This window comes from Stenotrophomonas maltophilia complex sp. Om-AH-Sm3, assembly GCF_059337855.1.
This window is the reverse complement of record NZ_JBYBLQ010000001.1, coordinates 25,843-43,642: the sequence shown is the minus strand read 5'-3', so window position 1 is coordinate 43,642 and position 17,800 is coordinate 25,843. Positions and strand designations below refer to the sequence as shown.

18 protein-coding genes are annotated in these 17,800 nt (G+C 66.5%); 16 read left to right on the top strand and 2 right to left on the bottom strand.

Annotated features, from left to right (window positions below):
* The first annotated feature begins 6 nt into the window (after positions 1 to 6).
* The 3 genes from AC10QF_RS00190 to AC10QF_RS00180 all read left to right on the top strand — a co-directional run bounded on the left by AC10QF_RS00190 (position 7) and on the right by AC10QF_RS00180 (position 2,060).
* Complete coding sequence (locus AC10QF_RS00190) at positions 7 to 621, top strand: YqaA family protein (protein WP_005416033.1); 615 nt, start codon at positions 7 to 9, stop codon at positions 619 to 621.
* A complete protein-coding gene (locus tag AC10QF_RS00185) occupies positions 618 to 1,400 on the top strand; it encodes a peptidoglycan DD-metalloendopeptidase family protein (protein ID WP_005416034.1) in 783 nt (260 codons plus the stop codon). Before AC10QF_RS00190 ends, AC10QF_RS00185 begins: the two co-directional genes overlap by 4 nt.
* 171 nt (positions 1,401 to 1,571) lie before the next feature.
* Positions 1,572 to 2,060: a hypothetical protein gene (locus AC10QF_RS00180; protein ID WP_065179302.1), complete on the top strand. Its 489-nt coding sequence runs from the start codon at positions 1,572 to 1,574 to the stop codon at positions 2,058 to 2,060.
* 28 nt (positions 2,061 to 2,088) lie between these two features.
* On the opposite strand, the gene AC10QF_RS00175 is transcribed toward AC10QF_RS00180, so the two are convergent.
* Positions 2,089 to 2,463 carry an Mth938-like domain-containing protein gene (locus AC10QF_RS00175; RefSeq protein ID WP_005416036.1) on the bottom strand — a complete coding sequence of 125 codons (375 nt, stop codon included), beginning with the start codon at positions 2,461 to 2,463 and terminating at the stop codon, positions 2,089 to 2,091.
* A 13-nt stretch (positions 2,464 to 2,476) separates the two neighbouring features.
* A complete protein-coding gene (yhbY, locus tag AC10QF_RS00170; protein ID WP_005416037.1) occupies positions 2,477 to 2,782 on the bottom strand; it encodes a ribosome assembly RNA-binding protein YhbY in 306 nt (101 codons plus the stop codon).
* A gap of 65 nt (positions 2,783 to 2,847) precedes the next feature.
* On the opposite strand from yhbY, the gene rlmE reads away from it, so the two are divergent.
* From rlmE to alaS, 13 genes are all read left to right on the top strand, one after another.
* Positions 2,848 to 3,480, top strand: coding sequence for a 23S rRNA (uridine(2552)-2'-O)-methyltransferase RlmE (gene rlmE / locus AC10QF_RS00165; RefSeq protein WP_005409014.1), 633 nt, complete (start codon positions 2,848 to 2,850; stop codon positions 3,478 to 3,480).
* Between the two features lie 69 nt (positions 3,481 to 3,549).
* Entirely contained in the window at positions 3,550 to 5,484 is a 1,935-nt protein-coding gene (gene ftsH, locus AC10QF_RS00160; protein ID WP_005416038.1) for an ATP-dependent zinc metalloprotease FtsH, read from the top strand.
* 102 nt (positions 5,485 to 5,586) lie between these two features.
* Positions 5,587 to 5,772, top strand: a complete 186-nt coding sequence (locus AC10QF_RS00155; protein WP_065179301.1) for a hypothetical protein — start codon at positions 5,587 to 5,589, stop codon at positions 5,770 to 5,772.
* Between the two features lie 581 nt (positions 5,773 to 6,353).
* Positions 6,354 to 7,250 carry a dihydropteroate synthase gene (gene folP / locus AC10QF_RS00150; RefSeq protein ID WP_053499100.1) on the top strand — a complete coding sequence of 299 codons (897 nt, stop codon included), beginning with the start codon at positions 6,354 to 6,356 and terminating at the stop codon, positions 7,248 to 7,250.
* Positions 7,250 to 8,203 (top strand): tRNA (adenosine(37)-N6)-dimethylallyltransferase MiaA, encoded by a 954-nt coding sequence (gene miaA / locus AC10QF_RS00145; RefSeq protein WP_494541544.1) that lies wholly within the window; start codon positions 7,250 to 7,252, stop codon positions 8,201 to 8,203. Before folP ends, miaA begins: the two co-directional genes overlap by 1 nt.
* 96 nt (positions 8,204 to 8,299) lie before the next feature.
* Positions 8,300 to 8,575 (top strand): RNA chaperone Hfq, encoded by a 276-nt coding sequence (hfq, locus tag AC10QF_RS00140; protein ID WP_004152891.1) that lies wholly within the window; start codon positions 8,300 to 8,302, stop codon positions 8,573 to 8,575.
* A 14-nt stretch (positions 8,576 to 8,589) separates the two neighbouring features.
* A complete protein-coding gene (gene hflX / locus AC10QF_RS00135) occupies positions 8,590 to 9,900 on the top strand; it encodes a ribosome rescue GTPase HflX (protein WP_005416042.1) in 1,311 nt (436 codons plus the stop codon).
* A 125-nt stretch (positions 9,901 to 10,025) separates the two neighbouring features.
* Positions 10,026 to 10,520, top strand: a complete 495-nt coding sequence (locus AC10QF_RS00130) for a CinA family protein (RefSeq protein ID WP_005416043.1) — start codon at positions 10,026 to 10,028, stop codon at positions 10,518 to 10,520.
* 34 nt (positions 10,521 to 10,554) lie between these two features.
* Positions 10,555 to 12,237 (top strand): 2-polyprenylphenol 6-hydroxylase, encoded by a 1,683-nt coding sequence (gene ubiB, locus AC10QF_RS00125; protein ID WP_053499129.1) that lies wholly within the window; start codon positions 10,555 to 10,557, stop codon positions 12,235 to 12,237.
* Positions 12,238 to 12,445: 208 nt separating this feature from the next.
* Positions 12,446 to 13,081: a transcriptional repressor LexA gene (gene lexA, locus AC10QF_RS00120; RefSeq protein WP_494541543.1), complete on the top strand. Its 636-nt coding sequence runs from the start codon at positions 12,446 to 12,448 to the stop codon at positions 13,079 to 13,081.
* 204 nt (positions 13,082 to 13,285) lie between these two features.
* Positions 13,286 to 14,323, top strand: coding sequence for a recombinase RecA (gene recA, locus AC10QF_RS00115; RefSeq protein WP_005416046.1), 1,038 nt, complete (start codon positions 13,286 to 13,288; stop codon positions 14,321 to 14,323).
* Between the two features lie 110 nt (positions 14,324 to 14,433).
* Complete coding sequence (gene recX, locus AC10QF_RS00110; protein WP_005416047.1) at positions 14,434 to 14,925, top strand: recombination regulator RecX; 492 nt, start codon at positions 14,434 to 14,436, stop codon at positions 14,923 to 14,925.
* A 109-nt stretch (positions 14,926 to 15,034) separates the two neighbouring features.
* On the top strand, positions 15,035 to 17,683 hold the full coding sequence (gene alaS, locus AC10QF_RS00105) for an alanine--tRNA ligase (protein WP_069137908.1): 2,649 nt from the start codon (positions 15,035 to 15,037) through the stop codon (positions 17,681 to 17,683).
* Positions 17,684 to 17,800: the final 117 nt, after the last annotated feature.

Sequence of the window (17,800 nt, the reverse complement as noted above, 5' to 3'; positions counted from 1 at the left end):
GGTTGCATGAAGATTTTCGGGCCGCTGTACGAGCGGGCGATGAAGTGGGCGGCGCACGAACGCGCGCCGACCTACCTGACGGTACTGAGTTTCTTTGAAGCGATCATCTTCCCGGTGATGCCGGAAGTGATGCTGGCACCGATGTGCGTGGCCCAGCCCAAGCGTGGCTGGTGGTTCGCCACCCTCAGCCTGGCGGGCTCGATGGTCGGCGCGCTGGTTGGTTACGCGCTGGGTCATTACGCTTTCGAGGCGATCAAGCCGGTGTTCGAGGCGCTGGGCATGCTTCCGGCGATCGAGCAGGGCATCACCACCGTGCAGGCGAAGATGGCCGAATCGCCGTGGGCGGTGTTCACCTTCCTGGTGCTGGGCGGCTTCATGCCGATCCCGATGAAGGTCTTCACGTGGGCATCGGGTATCGTCGGCGTACCGATGCCGCAGTACCTGTTGAGCATGTTGATCGGTCGTGGCAAGCGCGTGTTCGTGCTGGCCGCGGTCATCCGTATCGGTGGTGCGCGTGCCGAAGCGGCGCTGCGTCGCTGGATTGAACCGCTGGGCTGGATCGCCACCGTGCTGGTGGTGGTGCTGATCGCCTGGCTTGTATGGAGGTCGAAGTTCGCATGAATCCTGATCGTCTGAGCAAGGGAGTGCGCATCGGCGCGCTGGCGTTGCTGGTTTCCACACTGGCCGCCTGCGGTACCGCCACCGTGGTCCGCCCGGGCGGCGGCAACGCTGGCGGCGTGACCACGCCGAAGACCTCGGTACCCAAGCCCGGGCAGACCGTGGTGGTGCGCAAGGGCGACACCATCTATGCGCTGGCCCGCATCCATGACATCACCCCGGCCGACCTGATTGCCTGGAATCGTCTGGACAACCCGTCGACCATCTACCCCGGCCAGGTGATCCGCCTGTATCCGCAGGGGGCCACCAGCGGCCGTGCGCCGACCACGGTGGTCACCCCGCCGCGTTCGGCTGGCAGCAGTGGCGGCAGCACCGCGCCGGCCCCGGCGCCGGTCGGGCCGGTGAAGAGCAACATCGCCTGGCGCTGGCCAGCCGATGGCGCGATCGTCGGCCGCTACGTGGCCGGTGACGCGACCAAGCAGGGCGTCGACATCGCCGGCACCAGCGGCCAGCCGGTCAAGGCAACCGCCAACGGTGTGGTGGTGTACTCCGGTGCCGGCCTGGTCGGCTACGGCGAACTGATCATCATCAAGCACAGCGACCAGTGGCTGTCCGCCTATGGTCACAACCGCAAGCGCCTGGTCAATGAAGGGCAGAGCGTGAAGGCTGGCGAGCAGATCGCCGAAATGGGCCGCACCGGTGCGAACCGCGACATGGTCCACTTCGAGATTCGCTACAACGGCAAGCCGGTCGATCCGCAGCAGTACCTGCCGGCACGTTGACGCGGTTGGAACAGGGAGTGCCGGGCCATGCCTGGCGTTCCTGACCTGTAGAGCCGTGCTCGACTCAGCGACTGCGGAGCGGTCGTTTGCGATCCTGTGTGCCGCAGGCTCACCTTCACGGCGGACCGGATACCCGGCATTCTTGAGCGGTCCCAGTCGACCCGGTACCCCATGCTGCGTCCTGCTTCCGTTCTCGCCTTGCTGATCGTCGCGCCGCTGGTCACCGCGGCCAGCGATCCGCGCGACGTGGTCACCCGTCTTTACGCCGTAGTCCAGGCGCCGGCTTCAGATGAAGCGGCCATCCCGCCGTCGCTGGGCGATGCCCTGCGCTCGGCGGTCGATGCGCAGCATGCTTACGAGCGGGCCTGCACCGCGCTGGCCGCGCACGACGAGAAGCCGCACATGCTCGACCAGAGCCTGTATCTGCTGGCGCCGGACCGACCGGACACGGTCGCGGTGGGAATGCCCGAATCGAGGGGTGACGCGACCTGGATCCGCGTCGACATGGCAGTGGGCGACTATCGATGGACCGACCGGGTCCTGCTGCAGCGGCAGGACCGGGACTGGAAGGTCATGGATATCCGCTGGGGGCAGGGCGGCCACCTGATCGGCCGGCTCCAGGAGTTCTCGGCATTCCGCTGCGCGCCTTCAGGCCGCTAGGGGCCGGAGGCACCGGTGACTCGAGAACTCAGCCTTCCAGAATGAAAGCAGCCGCGACCTTGCGGCCTTCGCCTGCCAGGATGTTGAAGGTGCGTGCGGCGGCTGGATTGTTCATCACTTCCAGGCCGATGCCGCGTGACAGGCAGGCGGCCATCACCACCGCCGATGGGAACACCTGGCGGTCACCGGTACCCAGCACGATCAGCGCCGGGTTCAGCGCCAGGATCGGCTCCAGGTCCGCCAGCTGCAACGCAGCGGCGCTCGCCACCGGCCAATGCGCGACCAGCTGGTCCGGGGTCAGGAAGAAGCTCCCGTCCAGCACCTGGTCATTGACCTTGGCCGAGCGACCATCGGCGGCGCGCAGGCTGTAGGCGTAGTCGGGCGGTTCGTGGTTCAGCTGCATGACGGTAGGGCGATCAGCCGCGCGGCAGCACGATCTGGCGCTGTTCCCTGCTCGGGCGGTACAGCACGGCGACGTGGCCGATGCGCTGCACCAGAGCGCTCTCGGTGGCTTCGACGATCTCGCCGATCATCACGTCACGGGCGTCGCGATCCTCGGCAGCGACCTTCACCTTGACCAGCTCGTGGCGCTCCAGCACTTCGTTCAGCTCAGCGATGAAGGCCGGGGTCACACCCTTGCCGCCGGTCTGCAGCAGGGCCTTCAGGTCGTGGGCTTGGCCGCGCAGGAAACGGGTCTGGGAAGCGGTCAGGGCGATGGACATGCAGGAAAACACGGTTGAATGGGGCGATCAGGGTATCATGAGGACCCCATCAGCCCCTATTTTCAATGGCTACCCGCAGCAAAAGCAGCCAGCGCTGGCTCAAGGAACACTTCTCCGACCCCTTCGTGAAGAAGGCGCAGGCCGAAGGCATGCGCTCGCGCGCCGCCTACAAGCTCGAAGAGCTGCTTGAACGTGACCGGCTGCTGAAGCCGCACATGGTGGTGGTCGACCTCGGCGCGGCGCCGGGTGGCTGGTCTCAGCAGGTTAGGAGACAGATCGGCGACACCGGCCGCGTGCTGGCCCTGGACATCCTGGACATGCCGCCGCTGGCCGGCGTGGAGTTCCTTCATGGTGACTTCAGGGAAGAAGCGGTCCTATCGCAGTTTGAAGCCATGCTCGGGGATCAGCCGGTAGACCTTGTGCTGTCGGACATGGCCCCCAATAAGAGTGGTGTGGGCGCGGTCGACCAGCCGCGGATGATGCACCTGGCGGAGCTGGCCCTGGATTTTGCCGACAACCACCTGAAGACCGGTGGGGCATTCCTGATCAAGCTGTTCCAGGGCGAGGGCTTTGACGACTACGTGCGCGACATGCGCCGCCGGTACGACAAGGTCTCCATCCGCAAGCCGGAAGCCTCGCGCAAGCGCTCTCCCGAGGTGTACGCCTTGGGTCAGGGAAAACGCGCCCACATGAAGTAAGCTCGCAATGTACGCAAGTTCGACCCCCACGCAACGCCAGCACTGAGAGGAACACCGGAGCCAATGAGGATGAACGACTTGACCAAGAACCTCCTGCTATGGGTGGTCGTCGCCGTCGTGCTGATGGTGGTCTTCCAGAGCTTCTCGCCGAAGTCCTCCGGAGCCGGCGCGCAGGGTGCGTCGTACTCGCAGTTCCTGGACCAGGTGGACAGCGGCAACGTGCAGAAGGTCGCCTTTGGCGGCGACATGCGCGGCGGCACCAGCCAGCTGACCTACACCACCCGCGGCGGGCAGACATCCACCATCACCGCACCGTTCGATCGCGACCTGATCAACGTGCTGCGCACCAAGAACGTGGAGATCGTGCAGGAGGAGCCGTCCAGCGGCATCTCCCTCGGCGCGATCCTGATGAATTTTCTGCCGGTCATCCTGATCATCGGCTTCTGGTTGTTCATCATGCGCCAGATGCAAGGCGGTGGCGGCGGTGCCAAGGGCGCGATGTCCTTCGGCAAGTCGCGCGCCAAGCTGCAGGGCGAGGACCAGATCAAGGTCACCTTCGCCGACGTCGCCGGCTGCGACGAGGCCAAGGAAGAAGTGGGCGAGCTGGTCGACTTCCTGCGCGACCCGTCCAAGTTCACCAAGCTGGGTGGCAAGATTCCGCGCGGCGTGCTGATGGTGGGCCCGCCGGGTACCGGCAAGACGCTGCTGGCCAAGGCCATCGCCGGCGAAGCCAAGGTGCCGTTCTTCTCGATCTCCGGTTCGGACTTCGTGGAAATGTTCGTCGGCGTCGGCGCCAGCCGCGTGCGCGACATGTTCGAGCAGGCCAAGAAGCATGCCCCGTGCATCATCTTCATCGACGAAATCGACGCCGTCGGTCGCCACCGTGGCGCCGGCCTGGGCGGTGGCCATGACGAGCGCGAGCAGACCCTGAACCAGCTGCTGGTCGAAATGGACGGTTTCGAGGGCGGTGAAGGCGTGATCGTGATCGCCGCCACCAACCGTCCGGACGTGCTGGACCCGGCGCTGCTGCGCCCGGGTCGCTTCGACCGCCAGGTCGTGGTTGGCCTGCCGGACGTGAAGGGTCGCGAGCACATCCTGAAGGTCCACATGCGCAAGCTGCCGCTCGCCGACGATGTCGAGCCGATGGTGATCGCGCGGGGTACCCCGGGCTTCTCCGGTGCTGATCTGGCCAACCTGTGCAACGAGGCGGCCCTGTTCGCCGCGCGTGGCAACGAGAAGGAAGTCCGCATGGACCACTTCGACCGTGCCCGCGACAAGATCCTGATGGGTGCCGAGCGCCGCTCGATGGCCATGAGCGAAGAAGAGAAGACCCTGACCGCCTACCACGAAGCCGGCCACGCCATTGTCGGCCGCCTGGTGCCCGAGCACGACCCGGTCTACAAGGTCACGATCATCCCACGCGGCCGTGCGCTGGGCGTGACCATGTACCTGCCGGAGGGCGACAAGTATTCGATGAACCGCGTGGCGATCAAGTCGCAGCTGTGCTCGCTGTACGGTGGTCGTGTGGCCGAGGAGCTGATCTTCGGTGCCGACAAGGTCACCACGGGCGCTTCCAACGACATCGAACGCGCCACCAAGATGGCCCGCAACATGGTCACCAAGTGGGGCCTGTCCGACCAGCTCGGCCCGATCGCCTATGGCGAAGAGGATGACGAGGTGTTCCTGGGCCGTTCGGTCACCCAGCACAAGAGCGTGTCCAACGACACCGCGCGTCGCATCGATGAGGAGGTGCGCAAGATCCTCGACGAAGCCTACGCGCGCACTACCGAGCTGATGACGGCCAACCTGGACAAGTTGCACGCGATGTCCCAGCTGCTGCTGCAGTACGAGACGATCGACGCGCCGCAGATCGACGCCATCATGGAAGGCCGCGATCCGCCGCCGCCGGCTGGCTGGAGCAAGTCGAACAAGGATGGTGGCAACGACAAGGGCGGCGACGCCCGCCCGCTGCCGCCGATCGCGGGCCCGGCCGAATCGCACTGACGGCCCGCTGCGCGTGACACCAGACGAGGCCGGGGCAACCCGGCTTCGTCGTTTCCGGGCTACCGGCCCATTCCGAAGAACCGAACTGACGCTGGAGCCCGCATGTCTGCCCCGAAGCCCGAACCGATTTCCCACACCGTCGAAATGGTCATCGCCACCGTGGTCGGCGTGGGTGTGGGCCTCGGAGCCGACAATCTGCTGTTGGGCTGCGTGGTGGGTATCGCGGTCGGCATCGTGCTGAGCATCGCCAGGACCCTGTACGTGGACCGCAAGCGTCGCCGCCGTTGAGGGGTATCGGCAGGGCTGCGCCCTGCACCCGCGGTAGTGCCGGCCGCTGGCCGGCAACCTCAGCAGCAACAGCAACAGCAACATTCCGTGGTTTGGCGGGGCGGTGTCGGAGGGCGGGGACGCCGTGAACCCGTCCATGGGGGCTTGGCAGCCGCATCCATGCGGCTGACACCCCGCCCTCCGACACCGCCCCACCTCTGACAGATTTCTGCTGCTGTTGGTGGGTGTCGACCTTGGTCGACACGGTAGATCCACGCCATGCGTTGATCAATCTCCATCGAATTCGAATTTCTCGAGAATTGAACGAAGAGCATCCACGCATGGCGTGGATCTACTGAAGATCGCGGAAGACTGTCGAAGGCGGGTTGGGTCCGGTTGCGGGAGTGTCCGCGGCATGGATGCCGCGGCCAAGCCCCCATGGACGGGTTCACGGCGTCTCCCGCAGCCGGACCCACCCCGCCTACCCTCAGGAAACCAGCTTCTGCTGTTGCTTGGGCTTTTGCTGTGGCCGTTGCCTCGGCGGGTGCAGGGCGCCGCCCTGCCGAACTAAACTACCCGCCGTTGTTCCAGCAGGATTACCGATGTTCGATACCTCGCCCCAGCTCGATTGCGCCGGCCGCATCCTGCGCCTCGACCGTGCCCAGGTCATGGGCATCGTCAACGTCACCCCGGACTCGTTTTCCGATGGCGGCGCGCACGACACCACCGAGGCCGCAATCGCTCATGGCCTGAAGCTGGTCGAGGAGGGCGCGGACCTTCTCGATATCGGCGGCGAATCGACCCGCCCGGGCGCCACGCCGGTATCGGTCGAGGAGGAGCTGGGCCGGGTGATTCCGGTGATCGAGCAGCTGGCGGCCCGGACCCACGTGCCGATCAGCATCGACACCTTCAAGCCGGAAGTGATGCGCGCGGCCGTGGCCGCTGGCGCCGGCATGATCAACGACATCTTCGGCCTGCGCCAGGAGGGTGCGCTCGAGGCCGCTGCGGAAACCGGCGTGCCGGTGGTGCTGATGCACATGCAGGGCGAACCGGGCCACATGCAGGCCGATCCGCACTACGACGATGTGGTCGGCGAGGTTCACGGCTTCCTGGTGCAGCGCCTGTTCGCTGCCGAGATGGCAGGCATCGCGAGGAAGAACCTGCTGATCGACCTCGGTTTCGGCTTCGGCAAGACCACCGGCCACAACATGACCCTGCTGGCGCGTTCGGAGCGCTTTCTGGAACTGGGCGTGCCGATGCTGGCCGGCCTGTCGCGCAAGCGCAGTCTCGGTGAACTGACAGGTCGCGATACGCCGTCCGAGCGGGTAGCGGCCTCGGTGGCCGCGCACCTGATCGCGGTCCAGCGTGGCGCGCGCATCGTACGCGTGCATGACGTGGCGGCCACAGTTGATGCGCTGAAGATCTGGCAGGCGGTGCAAGCCGTACCGACGCCGCGCGCCGACGCTGCGCCGACGATCCGCTGGCCGGACGAAGACTGATGGGTATCGATCGGCGGCCACTGGCGATCGCCGTGATGGGGCCGACCGCCAGTGGCAAGACCGCCACTGCGATCGCCCTGGCACGGCAGCTGGATGGGGAAATCGTCAGCGTCGACTCGGCACTGGTGTACCGCCACCTGGACATCGGTTCGGCCAAGCCCGATGCGACGGAGCGCGCGCAGGCGCCGCACCATCTGCTGGACCTGCGTGACCCCTGGCAGACCTACTCGGCGGCCGAGTTCGCCGCCGATGCCGGGCGGGTCGTGGCCGACATCGCGGCGCGTGGCAGGACGCCGATCCTGGCCGGTGGCACTGGCCTGTACTTCCGGGCGCTGCTGCAGGGCCTGTCGCCGATGCCGGAGGCCGACCCGGCAATGCGCGAAGCGCTCAGCGCCGAGGCGGCCGAGCGTGGCTGGGCGGCACTGCACGCCGAGCTGGCCAACGTCGACCCGGCCGCCGCCGCACGCATCCATGCGACCGATCCGCAACGCATCCAGCGGGCGCTGGAGGTCTATCGCCTGACCGGTATCCCCATTACTGAATGGCAGCGCCGGCCGGGCGTAGCGCCATTGCCGGTGCGCACCCTCAAGCTGATCCTCGCTCCACGCGACCGTGCGGTTCTGCACCAGCGCATCGAGGCGCGCTTCGACGCCATGCTGGGGCAGGGGTTCCTCGACGAGGTGCGGGCATTGCGCGCGATGCCGGAAATGGCAGCCGTGGAGGCGCCCCTGGACCTGCCGGCAGTGCGTGCGGTCGGCTATCGGCAGGCCTGGGAGTACCTGGACGGGGAGGGTGATGCCGCCCGTTTCCGTGACAAGGCGATCTTCGCCACCCGGCAACTGGCCAAGCGCCAGCTGACCTGGCTGCGCGGCGAGCTTGATGCGCGCTGGTTCGACCCCAATGTTGATGGGGAGCGCCTGGCCAGCGCGGTGTCGACCTTCGTCGCACGCTGAATCCCCGCCAGCCGTGTAACATCATCGGTCGGCGGGCGGCTCGGGGGCCGCGGCAACCGTCGGCAACCCAATAAGAACAATAATCAGGAGTGTGCAATGTCCAAGGGGCAATCGCTGCAGGATCCTTTCTTGAACGCACTGCGGCGCGAACGCGTGCCGGTTTCGGTGTACCTGGTGAACGGCATCAAGCTGCAGGGCACGATCGAGTCGTTCGACCAGTTCGTGGTCCTGCTGCGCAACACGGTCAGTCAGATGGTCTACAAGCACGCCATTTCCACCGTCGTTCCGGCACGCAACGTGAAGGTCGGTCCGGGCGGTGGTTACGTGCAGTCGGGTGAAGGCGGTCAGGCAGGTGATGAAGCAGACGAGTAATACCGGAGCGGTGAATGTTTGACCGCTCGAAAAAGGGTGAACACGCCCTGTTGATCCAGCCCCATTTCGGCAAGCTGGAAGACGATGTGCTCGAAGAATTCGGTGATCTGGCCCGCTCGGCCGGGGCCAGCATCGCCGCGACGATCACTGCGCGCCTGGACCGTCCGAATCCGTCGACCCTGATAGGCAGCGGCAAGCTGGACGAGATCAAGGCTGCGGCCGACGCCAGCGGGGCCGACCTGATCCTGGTCAATCATGCATTGAGCCCGGGCCAGGAACGCAACCTGGAACGTTTCCTCGAGCGCCGGGTGATCGACCGCACCGGCCTGATCCTGGACATCTTCGCCCAGCGTGCGCACAGCCACGAAGGCAAGCTGCAGGTCGAACTGGCACAGCTGCGCCACCTGGCTACGCGGCTGGTGCGCGGCTGGACCCATCTGGAGCGCCAGCGCGGCGGTTCGATCGGCCTGCGCGGACCGGGTGAAACCCAGCTGGAAACTGACCGCCGTCTGCTGCAGAAGCGGGTGGAGCAGCTGCAGAAGCGCCTGGAAAAGGTCGAAGTACAGCGCACCCAGATGCGCCGTGCGCGTGTGCGCAGCGAGCTGCCGCGCGTGGCCCTGGTGGGCTACACCAACGCCGGCAAGTCGACTCTGTTCAACGCCATGACCGGCGCTGAGGCCTATGCCGCCGACCAGCTGTTCGCAACGCTGGATCCGACCGTGCGCCGCATTGCGGTTCCGGGGGGCAACGTGGTGCTGGCCGATACCGTCGGTTTCGTCCGCGATCTGCCGCATGATCTGGTCGCGGCGTTCCGCTCGACCCTGTCCGAGGCGCGCGAGGCCGACTTCCTGCTGCATGTGGTCGACGCTGCCGATCCGCACCGCGAGGAGCGCATCGCCCAGGTCGACGAGGTGCTGACCGCAGTCGGTGCCGGTGACCTGCCGCAATTGCTGGTGTTCAACAAGATCGACCGCATCGACGGTGCCGACGTGCGCCACGATGGCCAGGACGGTATCCCGGATGAGTCGCGTCGTGAGCGGGTGTGGATTTCCGCGCGTGACGGGCGGGGGCTGGAGCTGCTGCAGGCGGTGCTGGGCAAGCGCCTGGGCCTGCAGCATGTCACCGGCGAACTGCGCCTGCCGCCGGATGCCGGCCGCCTGCGCGCGCGCCTGCACCAGCTGGAAGTGATCCGCAGCGAGCAGGCTGATGAGGAAGGCTGGCTGCTGCATGTCGACTTGCCGATTGCCGAAGCCGAGAAGCTGGCCGCCAGTGCCGACGGCGCACCGATCCGGGCGCTGCTGCCGGAGAAACTGCCGGAGTGGTGAGGTAGCACCTGGCAGGGCCGGCGAGTGCCGGCCGCCGGCCGGCAGCGCAACCGTCCCGGATGGGCGCGACATCTGCCTGTCATCTGCGGTACAACGTGCAGGTTCTTCACCCCACCGTCATGCCGATGTCCATCCCCACCGACGCTGAACTCAATATCCAGTCCGCCGCGCTTGGGCAGCGCCTCGAGCAGGCCTCGCTGCAGCTGGTGACCGCTGAAAGCTGCAGTGGTGGCTGGATTGCAAAGTGCATGACCGACATCGCAGGTTCGTCGGCATTCTTCGACTGCGGCATGGTGGTCTACAGCTACGAAGCCAAGCAGCGCCTGCTCGGCGTGCGCGCACAGACGCTGGAGCAGTTTGGCGCAGTCAGCCGCGAAACCGTGCTGGAAATGGTTTCCGGTGCGCTGGTCAACTCGGGGGCCGGCATCGCGGTGGCAGTGACCGGCATCGCCGGTCCCGGCGGCGGTAGCCCTGGCAAGCCGGTCGGCAGCGTCTGGATCGGCTGGAAGCGGCGCGGCGGCTACGCCCGCGCCGAGCTGTTCCAGTTCGAGGGCGACCGCGAAGCCATCCGCCGGCAAACCGTGGCGGCGGCATTGCGCGGCATCGACGCCCAGCTGTGACATGCTGCTCCGGTAATCGTCCGGAGCACGCATGATGTGGGAAACGCTGGGCACGGTCCGTGACCTGGGCCGACTGCAGGAAATTGCGGTTGTCCTGATCCGTTATGGTTTCGGTGACGTGGTGCGGCGCATCGGCCTGGCCACCACGCTGGAGCGCGCTGGGCGCCTGCTGCACTGGAACGAGGATCGCCAGGAACTGCTGCGGATGACCGCGCCGGTGCGCGTACGCAGCGCGATGCAGGATCTCGGCCCGACCTTCGTCAAGCTCGGTCAGGTGCTGGCGACGCGCGTCGACCTGCTGCCGCCGGAATGGATCGCTGAACTGTCCGAGCTGCAGAACGCGGTACCCGCGCTGCCCTATGCCGATATCCGCGAGCAGCTGGAGGCCGACCTGGGCGCCTCGCCTGCAGACGTGTTCGCCTTCCTCGATGAAATCCCGATGGCCGCCGCCTCGCTGGCGCAGGCCCATCGCGCGCGCCTGCATGACGGCCGCGAGGTGGTGCTGAAGGTACGGCGCCCGGGTATCCGCGACGTGGTCGAGGCCGACCTGCGGTTGCTGGCGCGCCTGGCCGAAATCGTCGAGGCGCGGCTGCCGGACCTGCGCCGCTATCGTCCGGCCGAGGTCGTGCAGCAGTTCACCGTGTCGCTGCGACGCGAGCTGGATTTCGCCGCCGAATGCCGCAACGCCGAACGCATCGCACGCAACTTCAACGGCCGTGACGACATCCTGATCCCCAGCGTGCACTGGCAGTGGACCTGTGAAAGCCTGAATGTGCAGGACTTCGTCGACGGCATTCCCGGGCGTGACCTGGCCGGCGTCGATGCGGCGGGCCTGGACCGGCGCGAACTGGCTCGGCGCGGTGCCGGCATCGTGCTCAAGATGGTGCTGGAGGACGGCTGCTTCCACGCCGACCCGCACCCCGGCAACATCTTCTACCTGCGTGACGGCCGCATCGGCGTGATTGACTTCGGCATGGTCGGCGCGTTGTCCGAAGTGCGCCGCTTCCAGGTCGCGCAGCTGTTGCACGGGCTGGTCGAGCAGGACCCGCAGAGCGTGGCCGATGTGCTGCTGGACTGGGCCGGCGGCGTGGAAGTGGACGAGAACCGCCTGCAGCACGACATCAGCCAGTTCGTCGACCAGTATCGCGGCGTGCCGCTGAAGGACCTGCGCATCGGCCTGATGCTGGGCGATATCACCCAGCTGCTGCGCAGCTACAGCCTGACCCTGCCGGCCGATCTGGCGCTGATGATCAAGGCCTTCCTGACCCTGGAAGGCATGGGGCGCCAGCTGGACCCGGATTTCGACATGGCCAGTGCCGCGCGCCCGTTCCTGGAACGGGTGGTGCTGCAGCGCTATGCGCCCAAGGCGCTGCTCAAGCGTGGCCGACGCAGCCTGCTGGGCCTGGTCGACTTCGCCGGGGAACTGCCGCGCGACCTGCGCAAGCTGGTCCAGGCGGCACGCCGCGGCCGCCTCCAGCTGAAGGTGGAAACCACTGCGCTGCAGGGCTTTGGCGAACAGGTGAATCGGGCAGCGAACCGGCTGGTGATGGGTATCGTCACCGCCGCGCTGATCATCGGGTCCTCGATCGTGATGCACAGCGTTGGCGGGGTCTCCAGTCGCTGGCTGCTGGCACTTGGCGTGTGCGGTTTCATCGGCGCCGGCTTCTGCGGCGTGTGGATCCTGTTCTCCATATGGAGGAGCGGCAAGCACACATAGTGTGCTTGCCGCAGCGGTTCCCCATCGGAACCGTGGAATCGCTGCGCGATTCCTGTAGGGCCGACCGCTGGTCGGCTGCTCTTGCTTTTGCCTTTGCCGCCCGGCCAATGGCCCAACTGCCGAGCATGGCTCGGCACTACAGATCCCATCACCTGTTTGTCGTACCCGGCACTTGCAGTTGTGTGCGTTAGTAGTAATACTACTAACCATGGACCTGACCGACACCCAGCAGGCGATCCTGCAGTTGATCGCCGAGCGTATCGAGAGCGAAGGCGCACCGCCGTCGCAGACTGAAATCGCACGCGCGTTCGGCTTCAAGGGCGTGCGTGCGGCCCAGTACCACCTGGAAGCCCTGGAGCAGGCCGGTGCGATCCGTCGCATCCCGGGCCAGGCTCGCGGCATCCGCCTGGTGCAGGCACCGCCGGTCGAAAAGCTGGCCGAGCCGGGCCTTCCGGACAGCGTGCTGCGCTTGCCGGTGCTGGGCCGGGTCGCTGCCGGCCTGCCGATCGGTGCCGACATCGGCTCCGACGATTTCGTGGTGCTGGACCCGGTGTTCTTCTCGCCGGCGCCGGACTACCTGCTGAAAGTGCAGGGCGACTCGATGATCGATGAGGGCATCTTCGACGGTGACCTGATCGGCGTGCACCGCACCCGCGACGCCCGTTCCGGGCAGATCGTGGTGGCCCGCATCGATGACGAGATCACCGTCAAGCTGCTGAAGATCGCCAAGGACCGCATCCGCCTGCTGCCGCGCAATCCTGATTACAAGCCGATCGAGGTGCTGCCGGACCAGGATTTTGCGATCGAAGGCCTCTATTGCGGCCTGCTTCGGCCCAATCGTTGACCCGCTCCATAGCGCATTACCCCGCGGTCTTTTGTGGCGATTCTCTGGTTCCACTGAGGTTGGTACGGATGTCCGATAATTCTTTTCAGAGCGCCAGGCAGAATCTCAGCCTGTGCGATACGTCCGACTTAAAGTGAACCCATGGCAAAGAAGACCCCCAAAGACAGCACCCCCAACGACATGACCTCTGCAAGGACCAATACGATGGACGAGAACAAGAAGCGCGCCTTGGCTGCTGCTCTGGGCCAGATCGAGAAGCAGTTCGGCAAGGGCTCGGTGATGCGCATGGGCGACCGCGTGGTCGAGCCCGTCGAAGCCATCCCGACCGGTTCGCTGATGCTCGACATCGCACTGGGCATTGGCGGTCTGCCGAAGGGCCGTGTCGTTGAGATCTACGGGCCGGAATCCTCGGGCAAGACCACCCTGACTCTGCAGGCCATCGCCGAATGCCAGAAGATGGGCGGTACCGCGGCCTTCATCGATGCCGAGCACGCGCTTGACCCGATCTACGCCGCGAAGCTGGGCGTGAACGTGGACGACCTGCTGTTGTCGCAGCCGGACACCGGTGAGCAGGCGCTGGAAATCGCCGACATGCTGGTCCGTTCGGGCTCGGTTGACATCCTGGTGGTCGACTCGGTCGCCGCGCTGACCCCGAAGGCCGAAATCGAAGGCGAAATGGGTGACCAGCTGCCGGGTCTGCAGGCCCGCCTGATGAGCCAGGCGCTGCGCAAGCTGACCGGCAACATCAAGCGTTCGAACACCCTGGTGATCTTCATCAACCAGCTGCGCATGAAGATCGGCGTGATGATGCCGGGCCAGAGCCCGGAAACCACCACCGGCGGCAACGCGCTGAAGTTCTACGCCTCGGTCCGCCTGGACATCCGCCGTATCGGTGCGATCAAGAAGGGCGATGAGATCATCGGCAACCAGACCAAGATCAAGGTCGTCAAGAACAAGCTGGCGCCTCCGTTCAAGCAGGTCATCACCGAGATCCTGTACGGCGAAGGCATCAGCCGCGAGGGCGAACTGATCGACATGGGCGTGGATGCCAAGCTGGTCGAGAAGGCCGGCGCCTGGTACAGCTACGGTGAAGAGCGCATTGGCCAGGGCAAGGACAATGCCCGCGGCTACCTGCGCGACAACCCGACCGTCGCCGCCAAGCTCGAGGCCGAGCTGCGTGAGAAATTCCAGCCGGCCGAAGCGGCCCGCGAGGAAGGCGACGACGAAGGCGACGACGAGTAAGGCTTGCTGTGGGGCAGGGCGGCGCCGTCAGTGACGTCGCCCTGTCCCGCAGGTTCGAATCGCCCAGGGATGGGCAGGGCGCCAAGGACGGCGCCACCCTTGGAGCATCGATGTCCGACGCCGAAGACATTCCTACCGGCCGCAAGCGCCGGCAGCGTGAGCAGACTCCCGTACAACGGGCGCTGGGCCTGCTGGTCCGCCGCGAGCACTCGCGCAAGGAACTCACCCGCAAGCTGACCGCCCGTGGCATCGAAGACGAAGCCGCGCAGGCCGCTGTCGCCAAGCTGACCGAAGCGGGCTGGCAGGACGACACCCGTTTTGCCGAGAACCTGGTGCGGATGCGCGCCAATACGGGTTATGGCCCGATCCATGTCCGCGCCGAGCTGGGCACCCATGGCCTGGACAGTGCCGCGATTGCCGCGGCGATGGACAGTTACGATGGCGACTGGCAGGAAAATGCCCGTGATCTGGTCCGCCGGCGCTTTGGCGAGGCCGGTCCGCAGGACCTGACGCAGCGGCGCAAGGCCGCCGATCTGCTGGCCCGACGGGGCTTCGACGGCGACAGCATCCGCCGTGCGACCCGCTACGACCCGGATGACTGAGACTGGCGGCGCCGGGCCTGATACCCTTTAGGTTTTCGGCGCTCCCTCACGACCCTGGCCAACACGGCCAGTGGTCCGGGTCCGCCGGCCCGCAGACTGCCAGCCCCCAATGAACGCATCCGCCAAATTCACGACATCCCAGATCCGCAGCGACTTCCTTGAATTCTTCAAGGGCAAAGGCCACACCATCGTGCCCTCGGCGCCGCTGGTGCCGGGCAATGATCCGACCCTGCTGTTCACCAACTCCGGCATGGTGCAGTTCAAGGACGTGTTCCTTGGCGCGGAGAAGCGTAGCTACGTGCGCGCGGCCGACGTGCAGCGCTGCCTGCGCGCGGGCGGCAAGCACAACGATCTCGACCAGGTCGGCTACACCGCACGCCACCACACCTTCTTCGAAATGCTGGGCAACTGGTCGTTCGGCGACTACTTCAAGAAGGACGCGATCGCCTGGGCCTGGGAACTGCTGACCCAGGTCTGGAAGCTGCCGGCTGAACGCCTGTTGGTCACCGTCTACCAGACCGATGACGAAGCCTACGAGCTGTGGCGCGACATGGTCGGCGTACCGGAAGAGCGCATCGTGCGCATCGGCGACAACAAGGGCGCACCGTTTGCCTCGGACAACTTCTGGCAGATGGCCGACACCGGCCCGTGCGGCCCGTGCACCGAGATCTTCTACGACCACGGTGACCATATCGCCGGTGGCCCCCCGGGTTCCCCGGATGAAGACGGCGACCGCTTCATCGAAATCTGGAACCTGGTGTTCATGCAGTTCGACCGCCAGCCCGACGGCACCCTGGTGCCACTGCCGGCGCCGTGCGTGGATACCGGCATGGGCCTGGAGCGCCTGGCGGCAATCCTGCAGCACGTGCACACCAACTATGAGATCGACCTGTTCCAGGCGCTGATCCGCAAGGCCTCCGAGCTGACCGGCACCGCCGACCTGGAGAACAAGTCGCTGCGCGTGATTGCCGACCACATCCGCGCCTGCTCGTTCCTGATCGTCGACGGCGTGCTGCCGTCCAACGAAGGCCGGGGTTACGTGCTGCGCCGTATCATCCGCCGCGCCCTGCGCCACGGCTGGATGCTGGGCGTGCGCCAGCCGTTCTTCAGCAAGCTCGTGCCGACGCTGGTCGAGCAGATGGGCGAGGCCTATCCGGAACTGCCGGCTGCGGTGGACACTGTCACCCGTGCGCTGCAGGCCGAGGAAGAGCGTTTCGCCGAAACCCTCGATGCCGGCATGAAGATCTTCGAGGACGTGGCCGGCAAGGCCAGCAATGGCGTGATCCCGGGCGTTGACGCCTTCCGCCTGTATGACACCTATGGCTTCCCGCTCGACCTGACCCAGGACATCGCCCGCGAGCGCGACCTGACCGTCGACATCGCCGGCTTCGATGCCGCGATGGAGCAGCAGCGCGAGACCGCGCGCGCGGCCGGCAAGTTCGGTGGCGGCGTGACCCTGCCAGCCGAGCTGGTGGCGACCCTCAGCCCGACCCAGTTCCTGGGCTATGACCGCCTGCAGGCCGACGGCCTGAGCGTGCTGGCCCTGCTCAAGGACGGTCGTCCGGTGCAGTCGGCCGATGCGGGTGACGCAGTCATCGTCATCACCAACCAGACCCCGTTCTACGCCGAGTCCGGCGGCCAGGTCGGCGACACCGGCGTGCTGACCGGCAACGGCGTGCGCCTGGTGGTGGAAGACACCCAGAAGTTCGCCGGCCAGTTCCATGGCCACGTCGGCACCCTGTCCGAAGGCGGCCTGAAGGTCGGCGACGTGCTGTCCGGCCAGGTCGATGGCGAGCGCCGTGGCGCCACCATCCTCAACCACTCGGCCACCCACCTGCTGCACGCCGCGCTGCGCGAAGTGCTGGGCACTCACGTGCAGCAGAAGGGCTCGCTGGTCGCGCCGGACCGTCTGCGCTTCGACTTCTCGCACTTCCAGCCGATCAGCGCGGAAGAACTGGCGGTGATCGAGCGCAAGGTCAACCAGCAGGTGCGTGCCAACAACGCCGCCGAAGTGCACACCATGGGCATGCAGGAAGCGCTGGACTTCGGCGCGATGGCCCTGTTCGGTGAGAAGTACGGTGAGCAGGTGCGCGTGCTGAAGATGGGTGACTACTCCACCGAGCTGTGCGGTGGCACCCACGTCAACCGTACCGGCGACATCGGCCTGTTCAAGATCACCTCCGAGGGTGGCGTCTCCGCGGGCGTGCGCCGCATCGAGGCCGTCACCGGCCAGGGCGCGCTGGACTACGTGGACGCCGAAGAGGCCCGCCTGGCCGAGGCCGCTGAGCTGCTCGGTGGCAGCGCTGCCGACGTGGTCGAGAAGATCCGTGCCCTCGGCCAGCGCCAGAAGCAGCTGGAGCGCGAACTGGAAGGCGTGAAGGCCAAGGTTGCTGCGGGTGCCACGGCCGACCTGTCCGGCCAGGCCGTCGAGGTTGCTGGCGTGAAGGTGCTGGCCGCCCGCCTGGAGGGCTTCGACGCCAAGGCCTTGCGTGACGCCATGGACCGCCTCAAGCAGCAGCTGGGCGACGCGGTGATCGTGCTGGCCGGCGCCCAGGACGGCAAGGCCGCCCTGGTCGCAGGCGTGAACGGCAGCGCAATGGGCAAGGTCAAGGCCGGGGAACTGTTGTCCCATATCGCCGGTCAGATCGGGGGCAAGGGCGGCGGACGCCCGGACCTCGCCCAGGGTGGTGGCGAGGACGGGCCCGCCCTTGCCACTGCGCTGGCTGCAGTCGTCGAATGGGTCAGCCCCCGCCTGTGATGAACCTGGCCGTCCCCCTCCTTGTAGGAGCGGGACGGCTGACGGTACCATTGCGAATCTTTTCCCTTTGTCGTGGTAGCGCTTCTTGACGGAGCGTCAAGCCGGTGGGGGATACCC